19 protein-coding genes are annotated in these 20,763 nt (G+C 46.6%); 4 read left to right on the top strand and 15 right to left on the bottom strand.

The window, feature by feature from the left end; genetic code table 11:
* Positions 1 to 63: 63 nt before the first annotated feature.
* Positions 64 to 648, top strand: a complete 585-nt coding sequence (locus tag ACH97_RS01395; RefSeq protein ID WP_020452853.1) for a TetR/AcrR family transcriptional regulator — start codon at positions 64 to 66, stop codon at positions 646 to 648.
* A gap of 210 nt (positions 649 to 858) precedes the next feature.
* Here the strand turns inward: ACH97_RS01395 and ACH97_RS24175 are convergent, their stop codons facing one another.
* A complete protein-coding gene (locus ACH97_RS24175) occupies positions 859 to 993 on the bottom strand; it encodes a hypothetical protein (protein ID WP_256379618.1) in 135 nt (44 codons plus the stop codon).
* Positions 994 to 1,002: 9 nt separating this feature from the next.
* Positions 1,003 to 2,229: a pyridoxal-phosphate-dependent aminotransferase family protein gene (locus tag ACH97_RS01390; RefSeq protein WP_020452854.1), complete on the bottom strand. Its 1,227-nt coding sequence runs from the start codon at positions 2,227 to 2,229 to the stop codon at positions 1,003 to 1,005.
* A 164-nt stretch (positions 2,230 to 2,393) separates the two neighbouring features.
* Here ACH97_RS01390 and ACH97_RS01385 point away from each other — a divergent pair, with 164 nt between their 5' ends.
* Entirely contained in the window at positions 2,394 to 3,992 is a 1,599-nt protein-coding gene (locus ACH97_RS01385; protein WP_020452855.1) for a PucR family transcriptional regulator, read from the top strand.
* A gap of 100 nt (positions 3,993 to 4,092) precedes the next feature.
* On the opposite strand, the gene ACH97_RS01380 is transcribed toward ACH97_RS01385, so the two are convergent.
* Both ACH97_RS01380 and ACH97_RS01375 read right to left on the bottom strand, forming a co-directional pair.
* Positions 4,093 to 5,289 carry an MFS transporter gene (locus tag ACH97_RS01380; RefSeq protein ID WP_020452856.1) on the bottom strand — a complete coding sequence of 399 codons (1,197 nt, stop codon included), beginning with the start codon at positions 5,287 to 5,289 and terminating at the stop codon, positions 4,093 to 4,095.
* 180 nt (positions 5,290 to 5,469) lie between these two features.
* Entirely contained in the window at positions 5,470 to 6,876 is a 1,407-nt protein-coding gene (locus ACH97_RS01375; protein ID WP_020452857.1) for a YfcC family protein, read from the bottom strand.
* Positions 6,877 to 7,118: 242 nt separating this feature from the next.
* Between ACH97_RS01375 and ACH97_RS01370 the strand changes: the two genes are divergently transcribed.
* Together ACH97_RS01370 and ACH97_RS01365 are read left to right on the top strand one after the other, a co-directional pair.
* Entirely contained in the window at positions 7,119 to 8,165 is a 1,047-nt protein-coding gene (locus ACH97_RS01370; RefSeq protein WP_048349999.1) for an anthranilate phosphoribosyltransferase, read from the top strand.
* A gap of 79 nt (positions 8,166 to 8,244) precedes the next feature.
* The gene (locus ACH97_RS01365) at positions 8,245 to 9,066 is read left to right on the top strand and encodes an endonuclease I family protein (RefSeq protein WP_020452859.1); all 822 of its coding nucleotides are present in this window, start codon (positions 8,245 to 8,247) and stop codon (positions 9,064 to 9,066) included.
* Between the two features lie 126 nt (positions 9,067 to 9,192).
* Here ACH97_RS01365 and ACH97_RS01360 read toward each other — a convergent pair whose 3' ends face one another.
* From ACH97_RS01360 to sufC, 11 genes are all read right to left on the bottom strand, one after another.
* Positions 9,193 to 10,032: an FAD binding domain-containing protein gene (locus tag ACH97_RS01360; protein ID WP_020452860.1), complete on the bottom strand. Its 840-nt coding sequence runs from the start codon at positions 10,030 to 10,032 to the stop codon at positions 9,193 to 9,195.
* 222 nt (positions 10,033 to 10,254) lie between these two features.
* Positions 10,255 to 11,376: an NAD(P)/FAD-dependent oxidoreductase gene (locus tag ACH97_RS01355; protein ID WP_020452861.1), complete on the bottom strand. Its 1,122-nt coding sequence runs from the start codon at positions 11,374 to 11,376 to the stop codon at positions 10,255 to 10,257.
* A gap of 64 nt (positions 11,377 to 11,440) precedes the next feature.
* Complete coding sequence (locus ACH97_RS01350) at positions 11,441 to 12,301, bottom strand: DMT family transporter (RefSeq protein WP_020452862.1); 861 nt, start codon at positions 12,299 to 12,301, stop codon at positions 11,441 to 11,443.
* Positions 12,302 to 12,331: 30 nt separating this feature from the next.
* Positions 12,332 to 12,715 (bottom strand): hypothetical protein, encoded by a 384-nt coding sequence (locus tag ACH97_RS01345; protein ID WP_020452863.1) that lies wholly within the window; start codon positions 12,713 to 12,715, stop codon positions 12,332 to 12,334.
* A gap of 623 nt (positions 12,716 to 13,338) precedes the next feature.
* Positions 13,339 to 14,460 (bottom strand): Rap family tetratricopeptide repeat protein, encoded by a 1,122-nt coding sequence (locus ACH97_RS01340; protein WP_020452864.1) that lies wholly within the window; start codon positions 14,458 to 14,460, stop codon positions 13,339 to 13,341.
* 563 nt (positions 14,461 to 15,023) lie between these two features.
* Positions 15,024 to 15,317 carry a hypothetical protein gene (locus tag ACH97_RS01335; protein ID WP_025809825.1) on the bottom strand — a complete coding sequence of 98 codons (294 nt, stop codon included), beginning with the start codon at positions 15,315 to 15,317 and terminating at the stop codon, positions 15,024 to 15,026.
* Positions 15,318 to 15,546: 229 nt separating this feature from the next.
* Positions 15,547 to 16,944 (bottom strand): Fe-S cluster assembly protein SufB, encoded by a 1,398-nt coding sequence (gene sufB, locus ACH97_RS01330; protein ID WP_003185037.1) that lies wholly within the window; start codon positions 16,942 to 16,944, stop codon positions 15,547 to 15,549.
* An 18-nt stretch (positions 16,945 to 16,962) separates the two neighbouring features.
* A complete protein-coding gene (gene sufU, locus ACH97_RS01325; protein ID WP_003185039.1) occupies positions 16,963 to 17,409 on the bottom strand; it encodes a Fe-S cluster assembly sulfur transfer protein SufU in 447 nt (148 codons plus the stop codon).
* On the bottom strand, positions 17,399 to 18,619 hold the full coding sequence (sufS, locus tag ACH97_RS01320) for a cysteine desulfurase SufS (RefSeq protein ID WP_048350180.1): 1,221 nt from the start codon (positions 18,617 to 18,619) through the stop codon (positions 17,399 to 17,401). Before sufS ends, sufU begins: the two co-directional genes overlap by 11 nt.
* The gene (gene sufD / locus ACH97_RS01315) at positions 18,619 to 19,932 is read right to left on the bottom strand and encodes a Fe-S cluster assembly protein SufD (protein WP_048350181.1); all 1,314 of its coding nucleotides are present in this window, start codon (positions 19,930 to 19,932) and stop codon (positions 18,619 to 18,621) included. Before sufD ends, sufS begins: the two co-directional genes overlap by 1 nt.
* A 17-nt stretch (positions 19,933 to 19,949) precedes the next feature.
* Positions 19,950 to 20,735, bottom strand: coding sequence for a Fe-S cluster assembly ATPase SufC (gene sufC, locus ACH97_RS01310; protein ID WP_020452869.1), 786 nt, complete (start codon positions 20,733 to 20,735; stop codon positions 19,950 to 19,952).
* Positions 20,736 to 20,763 lie beyond the last annotated feature (28 nt).

Raw genomic sequence — 20,763 nt, 5'->3', positions numbered from 1 at the left:
CATTTGTACTAAAAAATTATAACACATATGTATTAAATAATACACCCGTGTTATAATGTGTGTATGCCAAAAATAGTTGATCACGAAAAACAAAAAGAAAAAATTGCCGAAGCGGTGTGGAATGTGATTCACAGAGATGGACTTGAACATTGCACCGTCAGAAATGTCGCTAAAGAAGCCGGACTTTCGGCCGGATCGATGCGCCATTATTTTCCCCAACAGTCTGAGCTTTTCATTTATTCAATGAGGCTTGTGGCAAACCGGGTCAAAACGCGGATTGAGAGCATGACATTTAACGGTACACCGGCTGAGAACGTCAAACAGCTTCTTTTTCAGCTTATGCCTCTTGATGAGGAGCGAAAACTGGAAATGGAGGCATGGTATGCATTTACGGCCAAATCGCTCAGCGATCCGGAGCTCAAACCGTTAAGAAAGGAGATGAATGAAGGCATTTATTCAGCCTGTAAATCGGCTGTTGAAATGCTGGTGAATACCGGTGCCAAACCGGGGATCGATGTTCTAAAGGAAACCGAGCACCTGTACGCCCTTGTCGACGGGCTGGCGCTTCATTTGATCATGGCCCCTGAAAGGCTGACGGCTGAAATGATCGATTCTGTATTGGCCGGTTATTTAAGATCGTTGGAATAGACACAGATCGATCGGATTGCACCAAAAGAGACTTACACAAAACCACGGAAAAGCAGGCCTCTCAGCCTGCTTTTTTTGATTAATTCTCTTGTTTTAGATTCTCACGGATGTCGCAAAATTGTTTTTTTCTGGTCATCCCACAAAAAACAGCCTGATCACAGGCTGCTTTTTGCGCTTCAGTGAACCGCTTTTGCTTCTCTTTCGTCTGCCTTAAAAATGTATTGACGCACTGCCGTCAAGCACGCCCAGCACAGCAATCAGCCCGCCGACGCCGATATCAGTTTTCCTTACGCCTTCCAGGCACACGACGGAAGCGCCTTTCAAAAGCAAGTCAAACGTTTTCATGAGATTAGCCTACTCATGATAGAAATCCAGAGCCGTCTGAAGCGCATTTCCCGGCGATACTGAAGCACCTGTGCGAATGAGAACCGCTTCGAGAGCAGCCAATGTAAAAAGAACATTTTCTTTTCGGCAGCTGTACCCCATTGTCCCGATTCTCCATATCTTTCCGGCCAGCGGTCCGAAAGAGCTGGCGATTTCGACGCAGAAGTCGTCAAGCATCATCTTCCTGACAAGGTCCGCGTCAACCCGATCAGGCACTTTCACACAAGTGACGGTCGGCAGCTTTTTCCGGCCTTCCGTAAACAATTCGAGACCCATCGCTTTGATGCCCTTGATTAGCGCTGCTTCATGCAGCCGGTGTCTTGAGAACCGCTCGCGGAGCCCCTCCTCAAGAACGACCCGCGCTCCTTCACGCAAACCGTACAGCATCGAAGTCGCTTCTGTATGATGATTGAGGCGCCTCGGGCTCCAATAATCCATCAGCATGCCGAGGTCAAAATAATTGCTGGAAATCGGCAAGCGTCCCGATTCAAGCTCAATATCTTCTCTTGTGGCGATGCCCCGTTCCACCTTTTTCCTTTCATTGATGCGCTTTTCTACCCGGCTGTTAAATGTGATCGGCGCCATACCGGAAGGAACGGATAAACACTTTTGCGTACCTCCGACGACCGCGTCAAGGCACCATTCATCCGTATTGACATCCGTGCCGCCGATTGTAGCCACCGCATCGACTACACAAAGCACATCAAGCTCCCGGCAGGCCCGGCCGATTTCTTCGAGCGGTTGAATGCATCCCGTCGATGTCTCACCGTGCACAACCGCAACAATCTCCGGTTTCGTCCGTTTGATTTCGGAGATGATCTCTTTTGGTTCAAAAACGTCTCCCCATGGGCATTCCATTGTATAAACATCAGCCCGGTACCGTTCACAAATCTCGGCAAGCAGATAGCCGAACCGTCCGAAAATGGGAATGAGCACCCGGTCCCCCGGTTTGATGAGACTGGCAAGGACGGCTTCAAGCCCGGCCCGCGATGTCCCGTCTATCGGAAATGCCCATTTATTTGTCGTCTTAAAAATTTGCCTGAGCAGCGCCATGACGTCGTTCATCATGTCTGTAAATGCAGGATCGAATTGTCCCAGTACAGGTGAGGAAAGCGCCCTCAGCACTCTCGGATGAACCTCGACAGGACCGGGAGTCATAATTGTCCGTTTCGGAATATTCATTTCGCCAATTGTCATGTGAAGAAACTTCCTTTCTTTTTTCTTGTTATATTTCTTTACAACTCTCTATATAAATACAAGTTTACTGGTAACATGAAAAATAAACATCGGCATAAATGTCACAAATCCGCTCATTTTTTGTTGATAATGACTAAAATGACAAAGGAGGTCTGTACAGATCAATGAATATCTATGACATGATGAAACTCCCCGTGTTTAAAGGCGCAACGCTTGCCGCCGGAAAAACGGGAGGGACCCGGAACATCGAACACATCAATATGATGGATGCGCCAGATATTGCCGATTATCTGCATCACGGCGAGCTCCTCGTCACGACCGCATACCATTTAAAGGACCGGCCTTTTTTATTGAAGGAATTGATTGAAAGGATGATCAGGCGGGGCTGCGCCGGACTCGGCATCAAAACGCGCTTTTTGCAGAAAATACCCGACGAGGTGATCAAGCTTGCCGACGAGCGGTCATTTCCGATCATCGAGCTAAATAAAGATGTCCGCCTCGGTGATATTGTCAATCATACACTGAGCCATATTTTGGACAAACGGACGGCAGAACTCGAACAGGCCATTACCGCCCAAAAAAAGTTCACAACCCATATTATGAGCGGAAAAAGCATTCAATCGCTCTTGCATAACGTCTCTGCTGTTTTGAAGCTTCCCGTTCTTCTTTTCAATCAGCATCTCAAGCCGATCGCCTCCTCAAAAGCGGATGCCGCCGGGACGCTGTCGCATTATGAAGGAATATTTCAAAAAGGAAACAGGACAGGGCTCACCTGTTTTTCAACGCTTCCCGACCAACAAACCTATTCGGTATTTCCGATCTATACTCATGAAAAAAAATGCGGCTTCCTCGTTGTCTGCGGGTTGATTTCCCCTTCAGACAAAGGCTTGCTGTTAACCCTCGAACAAGCCGCCAATGTCATCGCCTTTGAGCTGCTGAAGGAAAATGCGCTCAAACAATATTTGCGAAGAGCGCGGAACGAGTTTTTCAGCAATTTTTTGGACGGCGCCTTTTCCTCTGCTGAAGAAATTAAAAACCGGGCCAAAGAATTTCAGCTCAAGTGGGATCAAAAATATGTGTGCATTGCGGGCAAATTGGACCGGCGCGAAAAATCGCTCAGCTTCACGGAAAATCAGCTTGAATCAGATTCCGTGTTCGAACGCCTGGAAGAAGAGCTGGTTGACTTTCCGTTCCCTCCGCACCTTTTCACAAAGGGAAACGTCTGCTTCCTGCTGGCCGAAGCGACGGACAGCTGGGCTGAACTGAATGCAGACGTCGGCGGATTTTTAAAGACGTTTCAGCGTCATACAGCGGAGCACTTTCAGCGGACAATCTCTTTCGGAATCAGCAACCTCAGCCATCAGCTAAGCGACGTTCCGCACATTTGCAAAGAAGCCGTCGACGCGCTCCACTCCGGCCATTTGTCCGGCAGCACCGAGTTCATCCAGACGTACCATATGAAAGACGTCTCTGAGCTTTTACGCATGATTCCGGCTGATGATTTGAAGACATTTTACACGCATGCACTGCATCAGCTTGCCAGCCTGCCGAAGGATGACCAGGGGCTCCTGCAAACATTGTCCGTCTATCTGGAAACGCACTGTCAGATTTCTGAAACGGCCAAGCGCCTGTATGTCCACAGAAACACAGTCATCTACAGGCTTGAAAAATGCGAAGAATTGCTCGGGAAAAGCCTGAAAGATGCGGACACAACCCTGCGCTTGAGACTGGCGCTCAGAATTCAAATGCTGCTTGGATTGTGAGAAACTCCAACAGCAGCAACCGGAGAAAGTTAAGCCATACCGGCATTGCTGATGATTTGAAATTCACCATAGAAAAAAGCCGGCATATGTGCCGGCTCCCTTATACTTTTTCGGGAATTGCGCGCGTCTGCTGCTTCCGCCCCCAGCTGACTGCCGCCAAAAAGCTGAGCACGAGAACGACCGCACCAAAAATATATGGAATTTCCACGTTCACATCGAATAACAGACCGGCCACCGTCGGTCCGACAATGTTGGCAAGGCTCATAAACGCATTGTTCATGCCTGCGGCAAAGCCCTGTTCATCACCGGCCATTTTTGAAATCAGCGTATTAATCGCCGGACGGAGGATGGACGTCAGCATGAAGAAAACAATTGTTGCACCGAAAACGAGCCAGTACGAACCGGCAATCGAGCAGACGGCAAGCGCTGCGGCTGAACCGATCAGCGTCATGTTCATCAGCTTTTTTTCGCCGAAGCGGTTCGTCAGCATCCCGAGGGCCACCGCCTGGACGAACACGCCGATCAAGCTTGCCGCTGTAATGACAAAGGCAATGTCTCCCGGTGTAAAGCCGTGCTTATGATCGACATAAAGGCTGAATACCGCCTCAAAATTCATGATCCCGAAGTTCAGGATGAACACGAGGACAAACAGAAAAGCATACGGCGATCGCAGCGCGCGCGCCATTTGCTTAGGAAGCGGTTCGCGCTTTTGAGCGGAGCGGCGCTTTTCAAGCATCTTTTCTTGACTGAGCGTTTCCGGGAGGACAAAAAGCGATAAAACCGTCGCCAAGCCGGCTAATCCGGCTGACACGTAAAACGGAAAAGTGAGCCCGTACGCAGCCAAATATCCGCCGGCTCCCGGACCGATGACAAAGCCGAGAGACATCGCGGCGCTGATCAGCCCCATCCCTTTGCTTCGATCCTTTTCCGATGTGATGTCGGCGATGTAGGCAAACATGGCCGGCACCAAAAACGCCGCTCCCGCTCCGCCGAGAAGGCGGGAAACAAACAGCAGCCACATCTGGCTCGCCAAGGCGAAAAGCAACTGGGAAACCGCAAACGCACCGATGCCTAAAATGATCATTTTCCGTCTTCCGTATTTATCGGTCATTTCCCCGGCAACGGGCGAAAACAGCAGCTGGGTAATACCCGAAGCCGCAATCAGCAACCCGAGCGTGCTGCCTGACGCGCCGAATTCTTCTATAAACGTAGGCATGAGTGGAATAATCAAGCCTATACCAAGCATAACGATGAACACGTTCAGCATGAGAATATACAATCTGGCCATTTTTTTCATCCGCGGATACCTTCCTTAAAGCCCGATAATACCGGACAATCTTAAATTCGATCAATTACTAAATTAGTATATCCACAGATAGGTTCAAAGTCTAGTTTTTTCATATTTATGCATATTTTTTCTTCTGAAGGAATGATGGGAAATTAAAAAAGCGGAGGATTCCCCCGCCTTTTTATCCATTTACGACCAGCCGACAGCGTTAGCAAACATCAGGAAAAGCACGGCCGCTCCCATCCAGAGGCAAAACAGCGGAAGGATGAATCGCAGCCACTTGTTCCAGGCAATCCGGCTGATCGCAAGCGTCGCCATAAAGTAACCCGATGTCGGAAAGACGATGTTTGAAAAACCGTCGCCGAATTGGAAAGCCAGAATCGCCGTCTGCCGCGTAATTCCGACAATATCAGCCAAAGGCGCCATAATCGGCATCATTATTAAAGCCTGTCCGCTTCCGCTTGGAACAAAAAAGTTAAACAGCATCTGTGTGAAAAGCATCGCCGTAACCGTTAAATAAGAAGGAAGCTGTGAGACCGCATGAGACAAGCCGTAAACAATCGTATCCATGATCTGTCCGTCGGCCATAACGACCGCAGCAGCTCTTGCAATGCCGCAAATCATCGCCCCGACGAGCACTTCTTTAAAGCCCTCATTAAAGGACTCGGCAATGTCTCTCGAGCTCATGCCGGCAATGTAAGCAGGAATGATGCCGAGCGCGAGGAAATAGCCCGCCATTGTCAGCATATCCCACCTGAAATAAATGACACAGCCAATCAAGCCGGCAAACAACCCAAGCGCCGCGATACCGGCCCATTTCACCCGTCTGCCTGCTTTAAAAGCAGGCACCGCTTCTACTGCTTCTTTCCCCGTCAGGCTTTTTTCAGGATGCGCCCTGACCTTTTCCGCATATTTGAGCACATATACAGCGGCAATCGCCGTAATGACAACAAAGATGACCGCCCTGTACCCCATCCCTGAATAAAGCGGGAGACCGGAAATCATTTGTGAGGTTCCTACGGTAAAAGGGTTTGTCAAAGCGCTCGTAAAGCCGGCGATCGTCCCGCACAACGCAATTGCTGCTGCTGTCATCCGGTCATATCCGAAAGACAGCAGCAGAGGAAGAATGACAGGGACGTAAACGATGGAAAGCTCAGGCGTCCCGATAAAACAGGAAATGCCGGAAAAAACGAATATTAAGACAGGTGTAACGAAAACCGGTTTGTTCCTGAACTGATCCGCCAGCAGACGGACACCGAGCTCAATGACAGACGCTTTCCGCAGAACGGCAAAAGCGCCGCCAATCACAAATGTAAACACGATAATCGGGGCCGCTTCTGTCATCCCTTTCGGAACAGCCGTAAGCAACCCCAAGATATCAACCGGCGTCTGTTCGATCCGTTTGTAGGACGCCGGATCAATCATTTCCCTGCCGTCCGGACTTTCCACCCGTTCATATTCGCCTGCCGGAATCACATATGTCATAAGCGCCATTAGACCAATCATGACAGCCAGAATGACATAAATATGCGGAAATTCCTTTTTGCTTTTTTCTTTCTTGTTCACGTCTTCTGTTTTGTAAGCCGGCATTCCCATTTTCGATCATCCCCTTTTCCATGTTAACTTTTTTAACATATTAAATGATTACAGCATTAATCGCATTGAAAAACCCTCTAAATTTCAGCATGTTTTCAGTTAAAATACCTAAATCTACACGGCCAATCCAGAAAATCGTCATATTTTCTATCAAGTATTAAGCCGACAATCTCGACTGTTCCTTTTCTGCATTTTCATGTAAAGTCATAAGAAAGATCAGCATGTAAAGGAGAGAGTTCACATTGCAACAGTGGATTAAAGAAGTCGCAAGAGGAAAAAGGGGCGCCCGCGATTTAACTTATGAAGAGGCCAAACAGGCTGCAGAAGCGATCGTTACGGGAAATGCCAGCCCCGTCCAGACCGCCGCATTCTTAATAGCGGAGCGGATGAAAACAGAGTCCCCTGAGGAATTGCTCGCGTTTACCGAAGCATTGCGGAACAGCTCGAAAACACTGAACCTTTCCAAAGCTGTAAAAGATGCGGTCATCGATTTTGCGGGACCTTACACAGGAAGACATTCTTTTTTAGCAACCATTCCCGCCTCGCTCCTTCTCGCAGGAAACGGAGTCCCCGTGTTTCTCCACGGCAGTGATGCATTGCCGCCCAAATATGGAACGAGTGTAAAAAATGTCCTAGACAAACTCGGAATCCCCTCTGAGACTGATCCTGCGCAAATGGCACACTCACTGGAAGAGGCCTCAATCGGATTCGCAGCCGCCGAAACATTTTGCAAACCGTTTGTTCGGATGAGGAAAATTCGCGAAGAGATCGGCATCCGCACCGTGCTGAATACAGCTGAAAAACTGGTCAACTTCTCTGATGCCGACAAGCTCATGATGGGCGCGGTTCACCGGACGGCCATTCAGAAAATGCATCCCGTTTTTCAGCACTTGACGTACAAAGAAGTGTTCATTGTCCAGGGGGCGGAAGGCTCGGAAGACGTACCGATCCACAGAGGCAGCTTTGTGTTTACGATAAAAAACGGCGTGATCGATTCCTTTATATTAAAGCCGGAAAAATTCGGGCTTTACGCAGATGAAGCAAAGCTCAACAAACCGCTGTCTGCTGAGGAACAGGCGGAAAAAATAACGGCCGTTCTCGCCGGAGATGAATCGGCCGATACCGAATACGAAAGAAAACAAGTCATCATGAATACCGCATTGCGCTATTATTTGTTCGGACACTGCGCGGCCATTGAAGAAGGCGTCCGAACGGCGGAAAAACAGCTGAAAGAAAAAGCCGGCCTGGAAGCCCTCGAGAGGTGGAAAGCTTCATTTACAAGACCGTAAGAAAACCGTAACCAAAATGATATTTCCTTTTCATGAAAAGATTGGATAATGGAAGAAATGAAAAGGAGGGAATCGAAAGATGAACCGAAAGTGTCTCATACCGTTTATTTTGATGCTGTCAGCGATGTGCGCGCCCACCCAAAACGCAGAAGCCTTCCAGTTGTTTTCCTTACACGTCCAGCCCCATCAGTCCTCGGCTCCGGCGGATTACTATGAACAGGCGCAAGGCAAAACAGGCGAAGCTTTAAAACAAGCGCTTCACGACACAATCGACGATCATAGAGAGCTTTCTTACAGCGAGGTATGGGAAGCGCTGAAAGCAACGGACGAAGATCCGGCCAATCGAAATAACGTGATTCTCTTATATTCCAGAGAGTCGCGCTCTAAACAGGCGAACGGGGGGCAAACTGGCGATTGGAACCGCGAGCACGTATGGGCAAAATCGCACGGTGATTTCGGAACAAGCAAAGGACCCGGAACAGATTTGCATCATCTCAGGCCCAGCGATGTGCAAGTAAACGCCGCCCGCGGAAACCTTGATTTCGACGAAGGCGGCAGCCCCTATCCCGGTTCTCCCGGAAACCGCTATGACGGCGATTCCTGGGAACCTGACAAAAGCATTAAAGGCGATGTCGCCAGAATGATTTTCTATATGGCGGTCCGCTATGAAGGGGACGACGGCCAGCCGGATCTTGAAATGAACGACACAACGAACAACGGATCTAAACCGTACCACGGAAAAATGTCGGTTTTATTGAAATGGCACCATGAAGATCCTGTCGATGCCCTTGAAAGAAAGCGGAACGACATCATCTATCAGCAATACCAGCATAACCGCAATCCATTCATTGATCACCCTGAATGGGCGGAGGATATTTGGGGCTCAGGCGTTTTGAATTGAACAAAAAAAGCGCCTGCCCGGCGCTCTTTTTTTAAACCTCTCTTTTTTTGTTCAGCACACCGATTTTAGGGCCAGTTCAAATTCATGGTATCCCGCGCGCCTGCAAATATTGGATTCAAACGCTTGTCAAAACGTCTCCTTTTTCAGCATGTCGAGAATGTCAAACAGCGTATGTTTGATGACAAATTTGCGATACTCAGCGGAACCCTGCGCATCGTCCAAAACAGGGCCGGGAAAGCGGCTGATCGCCTTTTCCACCCTTTGATCTACAGGGAGCGATTCGTCATTCAACGCAGATTCCACTTCTGATGAACGAAACGGAAAAGGGCAGACACCGCTAAATGCACAGCGGACGCGTCCGTCTATTTCAAGAGCTGAAATCGTCGCCAAAGGATATCCCGTATCCCATTGCTGCCTCACTTTTATGCTTGCAAAAGGCTGATGAAGATAGCGTTCTTCAATCAAAAGGAAAATGAGGATTTCTCCCTTGTTCAGCTTCAGCTGCTGATCGAATACGTCGTGAATCAAATAGCGCTTTTCCCCCTTGTCTCCGATCGTCACCACTTTGCTGTCGGTTAATAAAAAAGGCAGCACTGCTTCGCGGTAAAAGATCTGCCCGCAAATATTGCCGCCAAGCGTAATCTTATTGCGCGCCGTATGGTCGGCCACTTCCCTTACCGCTTTGCTCAACAATGGAAAGCCGCCGTTTTCCGTGATCTCTGTCAATGTTAATGCTGAGCCTAAAGCGAGGTGGCGCCGTTCAAATTGCAGAGTTCTGCACTCAGGTATGTCTTTAATATCGATAACGGCATTTGGATGAATCACCCTCAGCCGTCCTGGTATTAAATGTTCTGTTCCGCCGGAAAAATAAGCCGGCTTTTTCCCCTTGCGCTCCAAGCTTTGAAAGAGCTTTACCGCTTCCTGCGCAGATTGGGGCCTGTAATACTCAAAGTCAAACTGGATCATGGCGACCCTCCTTTTACTTTCCAAATTTGTTCGGGAATCAGAGGCGGCCGATTGAACCGAACACCTGCCGTTCAAAAAAACCGGCATGCACTACGAAGAAAGTCATATGGTTTTCTCAAAATTTTCCTCCATGGATTTATATTGAAAAATTTTCTATTTTAAAACTGTAAACAAGAAAAAAGTTCACTCTAGCTTCGAGTGAACTTTTTTTTGCAACATGATTCAACTTTCAAGCGCGCCGGCCGGATCATATAAAGCGATATCAAGCTCAGGCTCTTCTCCCAAGGCGAGCCTTGCCAATTCCGCGCCAAGGTAAGGACCTGACGTGAGCCCTGAAGCGCCAAGGCCGTTGGCAACAAGCAGCCCGCAAATGTTCGGCAATGAGCCGATCACGGGGAGAAAGCCTGGTGTAAACGGCCTGAATCCTACACGCGTCTCAAGCAGCTCACTCAATTCCAAACCCGGCGCAACAGCAAGCGCCTTTGAGAAAATTTCGTGAAGGCCGCCAGCCGTTACCCGAAGATCATCAAGCTCCGCTTCATTTTCGTGAGTAGCGCCGGCAACGATCCGGCCGTCTTCAAATGCCAATATGTATTGGTCATTCGGAGGCATCACAACAGGCCAGCTGCCGGTATCCGCCTCCGGAAGACGAAGATGAACAATCTGCGCTTTTTGGTGGCTGACTGAAAAACGCACGCCGAGCGGCTTCAAAAGCTCGGCCGCCCAAGCGCCCGCTGTGACCAGCACCTGATCAGCGTATATTTTTTTGTCCGCTGTGGAGATCCCTGTTACCCGGTTTCCTTCATAGAGCAATGAAGCGTTTCCGGCAACAACTGAAGCTCCGTATTTCTGTGCGGCATTCACAAGTGAGCGGCGGAGCAAATTTCCGTTTACGCGCGCGGCGCCGCTGATATGAACCGAGCCGTACCCCTCTGCCAAAGGCGGAAATAAACGCTTCGTTTCCTCATGGGATAAACGGGTGATCTCGCCGATTTCAGGGGCATCCTTGCGCCTGAGATGCGCCCGTTCTTCCATTTTCTCCAGCTTTCGCTCGTCTGTATGCAAGCTGATAGCGCCTGTCCGTTTATACCCCGTATCCGATTCTCCGTCAGCTTCAAGCTGCTTGATTAAATCGGCGTAGTACGCCGCTCCGCCTTTTGCAAGCTTGTACCATGCCTGGTTTCTGCGCTGCGAAAGCCAGGGGCAGACGATACCCGCCGCGGCATCTGTAGCCCTTCCCCGCTCTCCGCGGTCAATCAAGGTCACTTCCGCGCCCTTTTTTGCAAGATGATAAGCGGCAGAAGCGCCGAGGACGCCCGCTCCGACTACAATAAAAGATTTCATGATTAACACCTTTTTCATTTCTGTTTATTTACAAATATAACGGATCACATCGATGGAACACAACCTAACCAACGGCTACCGATATCACGCCAAGCACCATAAAGACAGCCGCGACAATTCTAAGCCGTCCGAAACCTTCAGACAAAAGAACCGCCCCCATCACCGTTCCGATTAAAATGCTGATTTCCCGAACCGGTGCCACATAGCTGACCGGAGCAAATACCATGACACTCAGCGCCAAAATATAAGCCAAAGAGTTAAAAACCCCCACCCCGACAGCTTCCATCCGGTGATGCTTCCACTCAAAGCGGACTTCGCTCCAGCTTTTCGCGGCAAAAGGAGTCAATATGATCAGACGGCCGAGCGTATTGCAATAATCAAGCAGCAACGGCGGAATGAGAAACCGGCTGACCGCTGCTTTATCAAGGAGGGTATATGCGGCAATAATACCGCCGACCGCCAGCCCGTAAAGAACCGGTGTGAGCGAGCCTGATTCTTTTAACCGCTTGACTCCCCCTGTGAAAAAAAGAATGCTGATCACAATCAAAAGAATCCCTGTTATTGCGGGCAGCGTCAATGATTCGCCAAAAAAGGCGACCGCCAGCACACAGGTGAGCAGCGGGCCAGTTCCTCTCGCAATAGGGTAGACGAGGGAAAGGTCGCCCTTTTTGTACCCTTTTTGAAGAACAAGAAAAAAGCCCAAGTGTGCAAGGATGCTCGCCATGATAATGGCAAGCTGCCAGATGCCGATCTCAGGCTTTTCATATATGACAACACCTATGGCCAACGGCGTGTAGACAACGGCTGCAATCGCTGTGAACAGCCAGATAAATGGAACGCCTCCATCGGCTTTTTTTGAAAGGTAGTTCCATGATGCATGGATAAATGCAGAACATAATAATACACAAAAACCCACGGCAGTCATTACACAGCCCTCCGTTCATCATAATGGAGCTCAATGTTTGATGACAATGTAGCGCTTCAATTCCCCGTGCCATTTCTTCCCTTTGACGGCATCCACCCAGACGTCATACTTGCCCGGTTTCAGCTTTTTCGTCGGGAAGCTCACCCGAAAATGAGGTTTTCCGCGTGTTAAATGAACATCTCGATAGATCAGGACAGTTCCTTTTTTATTGATCAGCCTGACGGCAATCATCGTCCCCGTAACAGGACTTTTTCCCGTCACAACGATCGAAGTGGCTGATTTCGTATATGTATTGGCATCCGTCCTGAATTTCACCGCCCCTTTGGAAGGCATAGCAAAGGCTTCTGTACTCCCTGCAAATGCGGCCAGCAAGAAAATAACGGCTGTCAACACAGCCTTTTTCAACATTTTCACTGGTCATATCCTTTCTTATACAGTATGAATGTCACATGATATACTCTTCATTATACATGACAATATGATCTAATAAAGATATTTGACAAGAAGATCCTGTTCTTTTTTAATGGACAAATACCGTATAAGTGGGTGAAAGGGGATGATTTAAATGTATGAAGCTTAGGTAAAAAGATTAAGACAGGTATAAAAATTGTTGATGAAGATGGGTATTTTCATGATGATCTTTTTCTCGCAGGCAACCTTGTGGTAATGCTCGTCGATCGAATAGCAGCCCGATTTTTTTAACAAATTTGCTTTTGCCTGGAACACAAGGCGCGCTTCATTTTATACCCATTAAATGACAATATATTAAAGAAAAAAGTAATTTAATAATGTATTGCTAGTTCAAGTCGTGAATTCCAATAAAATAAAGCCCTTCTAGCAAAATGAGAAGGGCTGTTTTGACATGCTAATTTGCTGGAATGCGCACTGAATTTATATCAAAATTATTACATCAATAATCAGAGAGTGCTTAGGATTGTAGTCTATCAGCGACTTTAAATGTAGCGTTATCTGATTGTGCAACAGAAACACCTACTATACCTATAGTCCCTATAAACAAAACAACACAAAGCAATATTTTAGCCTTCATTTGCTATCCCACTCCTTTGAATTTGTCGTCTCGCATCATATGCAATACGGTAGAACTCAAGAGCGTCGTAAATCTTTTCTCTTTTCGTTAAAGCTTCAGCCACTATAACCCCGTAATCTTCCATATCTGCATACATGCCATTTTCCCTGAAAAACTTGAATGAATCTCTGATTAAATCTAAATCGAACGATAGGTATAACCCTTTAATCATTTCCAGCTTTGCAAGGATATCAAAATTCCTATTATTCTCAGCTACTTCCTTCCCTTCAAGGTATGCGTCTTCTGCGTTACCCAATTTACGAAGTTTTGCCATAACATAGGACAAATTAAACAGTGTTTTAGGCAAGAAACTCAGATATCCATCCCTATATAGATTCAGGGCTTCCTTCAAATGATTGGATGACTTTTCAAGTTCTTCAAGCTGATTATAACATATTCCGAGATTCAAATGCGATGAGCCAATTAAATGATCAGCACCGAGATTATTGGATTCCTCAAGCGCTTTATGTAAATTGACTAAGGCTTTTTCTGGATACATTTTGTCAATTAAATTCCCTGTAAGAATAAACTGACATTGAACTCTTCTCTCCCCATAAGTGTCATATTTTTTATATATGTTATATGCACGGTTCGCGTAATTCATCGAAAAGAATGTTTGTTTCATATGATAGTAAACTTCTGATGCCTTGAAATAAAATTCTGCTTTTTCCAACTCATCACAATCAAAAGAATCAAGCTGTTTCTCGGCATTCCTGTAAAAATTCAACGCAAGTATCAATTCTTTTTGTCTGAAATGATACATACCTGCGAAGAATTGATAGTAATATTCCAACATTCCTTCAAGGCTGTTCTGATCTCGAATTTTTTTGAACTCATCAAATCGACTCGCTAAATTACCTCCAGCATCAGAATACATATAATCAAATTGAAGGTTGTGCCGAAACAACAATAAGTTATAATAGACAATCACATCTTGATTTTGCTCCATTTGTTCTAATTCTCTTTCAACTTCTTTCCTAGTATCTTCTGCCTTGCCAGGCCAATTGTTTTTTAGGGCGGTGTACCAAAAATTCATTTTCGTCGCAACCAAATCATATGGTATTACGCTCACTTATCCTCTTCCTTTCTCGTAAGATTATAATTTTTCAGAAATATCAGCAGGTTTTTCCTTTTTCTTCATAGTAATCATTTTACATAAAAGAATAATTTTTCACAACAACATTCTAAGAAGTCTTTAAAAATTAGAGGTTTTTTGACCTAATCAATTTGATTCATTTTTCCTGTTGAATTTTAGGATTATAAAATTGGGATCAGAAAAGTAGTAGGATTATATATATCTGTTGGTATGATAAAAGGTAGTATAAAATGCGGTTTCTTTTGTTGAAACGTATCGTCACAGAATCGTTAAGAGAATATAAAATTGAGTCAGAGTTCTGACCGCACTTATCAAACCAGTGTTCCTCCGAACCGTATGATATTATAACTCAAAATTGAAACCGGCAAGCCGAAAAAAAACCGTAGATATACCCCCATCTTGTCAATAAAAATTGAAGACAGGCAATAGTTTATATCTACGGTGCACAAACACATAAAATGATGACGGGTAAACAAATCGAAATCTGCTATAACCGATGGACGACCCTACCACCTTGTTTAAAGTTGCTTAAAATAGTCTTAACCACAAATATTAGTCGCTCTGCTAATTAAGCTCCAAATCCGCGGAATAATTTGGTTTATCTTATTATAATCCGGACCTGCGACAACCACAATTTCATAAAATCGATATTGATCAATTCTTAAATGCATAATCACAACTGTGTGATCATCGGTTAAGCAGGTAACTGCACGGGCATGATTCACTACATTTGAGTAGTAATACCTTAACTCATTTGCTATGCATTCCTTGTGTCGTGCAATGTCTGAATAACTGTTGATGTTGGCTGAATAATTGACCGATGGATAAGCCATTTAATTTTCCCCCTCAGAAAATTTCCGAAAGTTATTATTTTCCAGTCATCAATTATATGCCTACTGCAAGTTAATTGTTACTTCTAAGAAATAAGTTATTCTCCCTGTTGTTGAATAAAAAAAGCAGGGTTTCCCCTGCCAATCCCCACTGTTGTAGAGAGATCAAACAAATACTTAGAAAAAAAGAAGAAGACGAACTTCAAAAGTTCGCCTCAACATTTTTTATATATTAACCAATAGACCCTTCCATTTCGAACTTGATCAAACGGTTCATCTCAACCGCGTATTCCATCGGCAGTTCTTTTGTGAACGGCTCGATGAAGCCCATGACGATCATTTCTGTTGCTTCTTCTTCAGAAATGCCACGGCTCATCAAGTAGAAGAGCTGCTCTTCAGATACTTTTGATACTTTCGCTTCGTGCTCCAATGAAATGTTGTCGTTCAAAATTTCATTGTATGGGATTGTATCAGAAGTTGATTTGTTGTCCATGATCAACGTGTCGCATTCGATGTTTGAGCGGGCGCCTTCGGCTTTGCGTCCGAAGTGGACGATTCCGCGGTATGTGACTTTTCCGCCTTGTTTTGAGATCGATTTTGAAACGATTGTGGATGACGTATTTGGTGCAAGGTGAATCATTTTCGCACCGGCATCCTGATGCTGTCCTTTTCCTGCGAGAGCGATAGAAAGCGTCATTCCGCGCGCGCCTTCGCCTTTCAGGATAACGGCAGGATATTTCATTGTCAGCTTGGAGCCGATGTTTCCGTCGATCCATTCCATTGTCGCGTTTTCTTCACAGACCGCACGCTTTGTCACAAGGTTGAAGACGTTGTTCGCCCAGTTTTGAATCGTTGTATAACGGCAGTATCCGCCTTTTTTAACGATGATCTCAACAACCGCGCTGTGAAGGGAGTTTGTTGTATAAACAGGTGCTGTACATCCCTCTACATAGTGAACGTGAGCGCCTTCGTCGACGATGATCAGCGTCCGTTCGAACTGTCCCATATTTTCTGAGTTGATGCGGAAGTATGCTTGCAGCGGAGTATCAACTTTTACGCCTTTTGGCACGTAGATGAATGATCCGCCGGACCATACCGCAGAGTTCAAGGCCGCAAACTTGTTGTCAGTCGGCGGGATGACTTTTGCCCAATGCTCGCGGAAAATGTCTTCATTTTCTTTGAGGGCGCTGTCTGTGTCTTTGAAGACGATCCCTTGAGACTCAAGGTCTTCTTTCATGTTATGGTAAACGACTTCTGACTCATATTGCGCGGATACACCGGCCAAATATTTTTGCTCAGCTTCTGGGATTCCGAGCTTGTCAAATGTCTGTTTGATTTCCTCAGGCACTTCGTCCCATGATCTTTCTGAACGCTCAGAAGGCTTTACATAGTATGTGATTTCATCAAAGTTTAATGAGTTTAAATCTCCGCCCCATTGCGGCATTGGCATATTGTAGAAGTGTTCAAGAGATTTCAAGCGAAAGTCGAGCATCCACTGTGGCTCTTCTTTCATGCGTGAAATTTCTTCAACGATTTCTTTTGTCAATCCCCGCTCTGAACGGAAAATGGAAACGTCTTTGTCGGCAAAACCGTATTTATATTCGCCGATATCCGGCATTTTCTTAGCCATCCATTTTCACTCCAATCTTTATTCGTTATCGCTGTTTTCTTTGGAAACGCCTTTTTCGAGGGCTTTCCATGACAATGTTGCGCATTTAATTCGGGCCGGAAATTTTGAAACGCCTTGCAGAGCTTCAATATCTCCTAAATCAATCGAATCGTCGTAGTCTTTGCCCTGCATCATATCTGAAAAGATCCGTGACATTTGAAGGGCGGTCTCCACGTCTTTCCCTTTGATCGCCTGTGTCATCATAGACGCAGAAGCCATTGAGATTGAGCATCCTTCGCCTTCAAATTTTGCATCTTCTACTTTACCGTCCGTTATCTTCATCGTCAGCCTGATCCGGTCACCGCATGTCGGGTTGTTCATGTCAACGACGATGCTGTCATTCAAAACCCCTTTATTTCTCGGGTTTTTATAGTGATCCATAATCACCTGGCGATACAGTGTATCCAAGTTCACATTAAAAGACATTTGTGAAATACTCCTTTGTCTTCTGAAGAGCTTCAATCAGTTTGTCGATGTCTTCTTCCGTATTATACAGATAAAAGCTCGCTCTTGCAGTGGCGGAGACGTTCAGCCATTTCATTAAAGGCTGCGCGCAGTGATGGCCGGCTCTGACGGCGACCCCTTCTGCATCCAGCACGGTTGCCACATCGTGCGGATGAACGTCTTCAAGGTTGAACGTCACGAGTCCTGCACGTTCGGCCGGACCATAGACAACAGCGCCTTCAAGCTCTTTAAAGCGCTCCAGCGCGTATGCCGCCAAACGGTGTTCATGCGCTAATATTTCATCAAGTCCGATGTCTTCAAGGAAGTCAATCGCCGCTCCCAATCCGATCGCGCCGGCAATGATCGGTGTGCCGGCTTCGAATTTCCAAGGCAGCTCCTTCCAAGTCGATTCGTAAAGACCGACAAAATCGATCATTTCTCCGCCGAATTCTGCGGGTTCCATGTTTTCAAGCAATGCTCTTTTTCCATACAATACCCCGATCCCGGTCGGACCACACATTTTGTGGGCTGAAAACGTGTAGAAATCGCAGTCCAAATCCTGGACGTCAATTTTCATGTGAGGCGTGCTTTGCGCACCGTCTACGACCATAACCGCGCCGTTGTCATGCGCGATTTTGGCTATTTCCTTAATCGGGTTGATTGTACCGAGAACGTTTGAAACATGCGCAGCCGAGACGATTTTTGTATTTTCCGTCACCGTTTCCCTGACATCGTCCAAGGAAATGGTTCCGTCTTCCTGAAGCGGAATGTACTTCAGCGTGGCGCCGGTTGCTTTGACAGCCTGCTGCCACGGAATAATATTCGCATGGTGCTCCATCGGTGTAATGACGATTTCATCACCGGGCTTGAGGTTTGCGCGGGCATAGCTGAGCGCAATCGTGTTCAGGGCCGTTGTCGTACCCCTTGTAAAAATAATTTCCTGCATCGATTTCGCGTTTATAAACTTCCTGACCTTCTCACGTGCTCCTTCATATCCATCCGTTGCTTTCGTTCCTAATGTATGGACGCCGCGATGGACATTGGAATTGTAAGAGTTGTAATACTCATCAAGCGTCTCAATGACGACGCGCGGCTTTTGCGAGGTGGCCGCGCTGTCCAAATAAACGAGATCGTGTCCGTTGACCTGTTGGCTGAGAATCGGAAACTGTTCGCGAATATCTTTAGCATTCATTATTTTACTTTCCTTTCAATCACAGAGACCAGCTGCTTCTTCACGCCTTCAATCGGAAGTTCATTGACAACCGGTGCGAGGAAGCCGTAAATGACGAGGCGCTCTGCTTCTTCTTTAGGAATTCCGCGGCTCATCAAATAGTAGAGCTGAACCGGATCGACGCGGCCGACAGATGCAGCGTGTCCTGCCGTTACATCGTCTTCATCGATTAATAGGATCGGGTTTGCGTCGCCGCGCGCTTTTTCACTCAGCATAAGAACGCGTGACTCCTGCTCTGCATTTGATTTTGACGCGCCGTGCTCGATTTTTCCGATACCGTTGAAGATCGAAGATGCGGAATCTTTCATAACGCCGTGTTTTAAAATATAGCCTTCTGAATGCTTTCCGTGATGAATGATTTGCGTTGTAAAGTTTTGAGTCTGTTCTCCTCTGCCGACGACAACCGTTTTCGTATCGCCGAATGTGCCGTCTCCATGCAGATTTGTCGTGTTTTCAGAAACGGTGTCTCCGTCATTCATCAAACCGAGCGCCCATTCAATTTTGCTGTCGCGTCCGAGTGCAGTTCCGCGGCGGCTGACATAAGCCGTCACCCCTGCGGAAAGGTTGTCGACCGCACCGTATTGCACGCGGGCATTCGCGCCTGTGATCACTTCTGACACGATGTTAAAGACCGCTTCCTTAGGGTTCACAGTGCTGATGTAGTTTTCTACATATGTGACTGCACTGTTGTCATCAGCAACAACAAGTACATGGTTGAAAAGCGTTGTATCATTGCTTTCATGGACATAAACAGCTTGCACAGGCGCTTCCAGTTCGACGTTTTTCGGAACGTAAAGGAAGGCTCCGCCGTTCAGGAGGGCTGCATGCAATGCCGTTAATTTATGCTCATCGACTTTAACGCCGTCTTTCATAAAGTATTTTTTGACTAGCTCGCCGTGTTCGCGGAACGCAGTATGAATATCTGTAAAGATGACGCCTTTATCCTGCAGCTCCTTTGAAAGAGAAAGGTAAGCCGGCGTCTGGTCTCTTTGGACATAAAGCGTTTTGTCTTCATTTCCAAGATCGATCAGCGATTTGACCTCATCTGAAAGATCATCCAAAGAATCAAGCGGTTTATTTTCTACAGTATGCTTATCAAACCGTGTAAAATTCCAATTTGTAATTTTCGTTTTATCAGGTTTCGGCAGCGGCAGATCTTCGGCTTTTTCAAGCGCTTCTAAGCGTAGATCTTGCAGCCATGCCGGTTCCTGGTGCTTCTCAGAGAAGCTTTTGACATATTCCCGATCTACAGATAGTTTTGTTTCCAATGTCATGTTTATCCCCCTAACGCTTACGCTTCTTGACCGACAGTTTCGTCTTCGATTCCAAGCTCATGCTTAATCCAGTCATATCCTTCAGCCTCAAGGCGCTGCGCCAGCTCAGGTCCGCCGGATTTCACAACGCGGCCCTGCATCATGACGTGCACGTGGTCAGGCGTAATGTAGTTCAAGAGGCGCTGATAGTGCGTGATGATCAGGCAGCCGAAGTCCTCGCCGCGCATTTTGTTGATTCCTTTTGAAACGACTTTAAGGGCGTCGATATCCAAACCTGAATCGATTTCGTCAAGAATCGCGATTTTCGGTTCGATCATCATCAGCTGAAGAATTTCGTTGCGTTTTTTCTCACCGCCTGAGAAACCTTCGTTCAGGTAGCGCTGCGCCATATCAGGGTCCATTTCAAGAAATTCCATGTTTTCGTCCATTTTGCGGATGAATTTCATTAAAGAAATCTCGTCGCCTTCTTCTCTGCGCGCGTTGATCGCTGAACGGAGAAAATCGGCGTTTGTAACACCGCTGATTTCACTCGGATACTGCATAGCCAAAAACAGGCCGGCCTGAGCGCGCTCGTCCACTTCCATTTCCAGAACGTCCTTGCCGTCAAGCGTGATGCTTCCTTTTGTTACTTCGTATTTAGGATGACCCATAATCGCCGCGGATAAAGTTGATTTACCCGTTCCGTTCGGTCCCATTACAGCGTGGAATTCCCCGCCTTTTATTTCAAGGTTTACACCTTTTAAAATCTCTTTTCCTTCAATCTCAACGTGAAGATCTTTGATTGTTAATGTCGAAGCAGCCATGAAATATACCTCCAATATATATAATCAT

The organism is Bacillus paralicheniformis (assembly GCF_001042485.2).
In the GTDB taxonomy this organism is placed as follows: domain Bacteria; phylum Bacillota; class Bacilli; order Bacillales; family Bacillaceae; genus Bacillus; species Bacillus paralicheniformis.
This window is presented reverse-complemented; position numbering and strand designations above follow the sequence as displayed.

What these genes read in the sequence shown, in the direction of transcription:
- sufS (WP_048350180.1), bottom strand. Translation starts at nt 18,619, where the DNA reads ATGAATGCTAAAGATATTCGCGAACAGTTTCCGATTCTCAGCCAACAG.
- ACH97_RS01365 (WP_020452859.1), top strand. Translation starts at nt 8,245, where the DNA reads ATGAACCGAAAGTGTCTCATACCGTTTATTTTGATGCTGTCAGCGATG.
- ACH97_RS01335 (WP_025809825.1), bottom strand. Translation starts at nt 15,317, where the DNA reads ATGGCTTATCCATCGGTCAATTATTCAGCCAACATCAACAGTTATTCA.
- ACH97_RS01375 (WP_020452857.1), bottom strand. Translation starts at nt 6,876, where the DNA reads ATGGGAATGCCGGCTTACAAAACAGAAGACGTGAACAAGAAAGAAAAA.
- sufB (WP_003185037.1), bottom strand. Translation starts at nt 16,944, where the DNA reads ATGGCTAAGAAAATGCCGGATATCGGCGAATATAAATACGGTTTTGCC.
- ACH97_RS24175 (WP_256379618.1), bottom strand. Translation starts at nt 993, where the DNA reads ATGAAAACGTTTGACTTGCTTTTGAAAGGCGCTTCCGTCGTGTGCCTG.
- ACH97_RS01380 (WP_020452856.1), bottom strand. Translation starts at nt 5,289, where the DNA reads ATGAAAAAAATGGCCAGATTGTATATTCTCATGCTGAACGTGTTCATC.
- sufD (WP_048350181.1), bottom strand. Translation starts at nt 19,932, where the DNA reads ATGACATTGGAAACAAAACTATCTGTAGATCGGGAATATGTCAAAAGC.
- ACH97_RS01360 (WP_020452860.1), bottom strand. Translation starts at nt 10,032, where the DNA reads ATGATCCAGTTTGACTTTGAGTATTACAGGCCCCAATCTGCGCAGGAA.
- ACH97_RS01350 (WP_020452862.1), bottom strand. Translation starts at nt 12,301, where the DNA reads ATGACTGCCGTGGGTTTTTGTGTATTATTATGTTCTGCATTTATCCAT.
- ACH97_RS01355 (WP_020452861.1), bottom strand. Translation starts at nt 11,376, where the DNA reads ATGAAATCTTTTATTGTAGTCGGAGCGGGCGTCCTCGGCGCTTCTGCC.
- ACH97_RS01385 (WP_020452855.1), top strand. Translation starts at nt 2,394, where the DNA reads ATGAATATCTATGACATGATGAAACTCCCCGTGTTTAAAGGCGCAACG.
- sufU (WP_003185039.1), bottom strand. Translation starts at nt 17,409, where the DNA reads ATGTCTTTTAATGTGAACTTGGATACACTGTATCGCCAGGTGATTATG.
- ACH97_RS01390 (WP_020452854.1), bottom strand. Translation starts at nt 2,229, where the DNA reads ATGACAATTGGCGAAATGAATATTCCGAAACGGACAATTATGACTCCC.
- sufC (WP_020452869.1), bottom strand. Translation starts at nt 20,735, where the DNA reads ATGGCTGCTTCGACATTAACAATCAAAGATCTTCACGTTGAGATTGAA.
- ACH97_RS01395 (WP_020452853.1), top strand. Translation starts at nt 64, where the DNA reads ATGCCAAAAATAGTTGATCACGAAAAACAAAAAGAAAAAATTGCCGAA.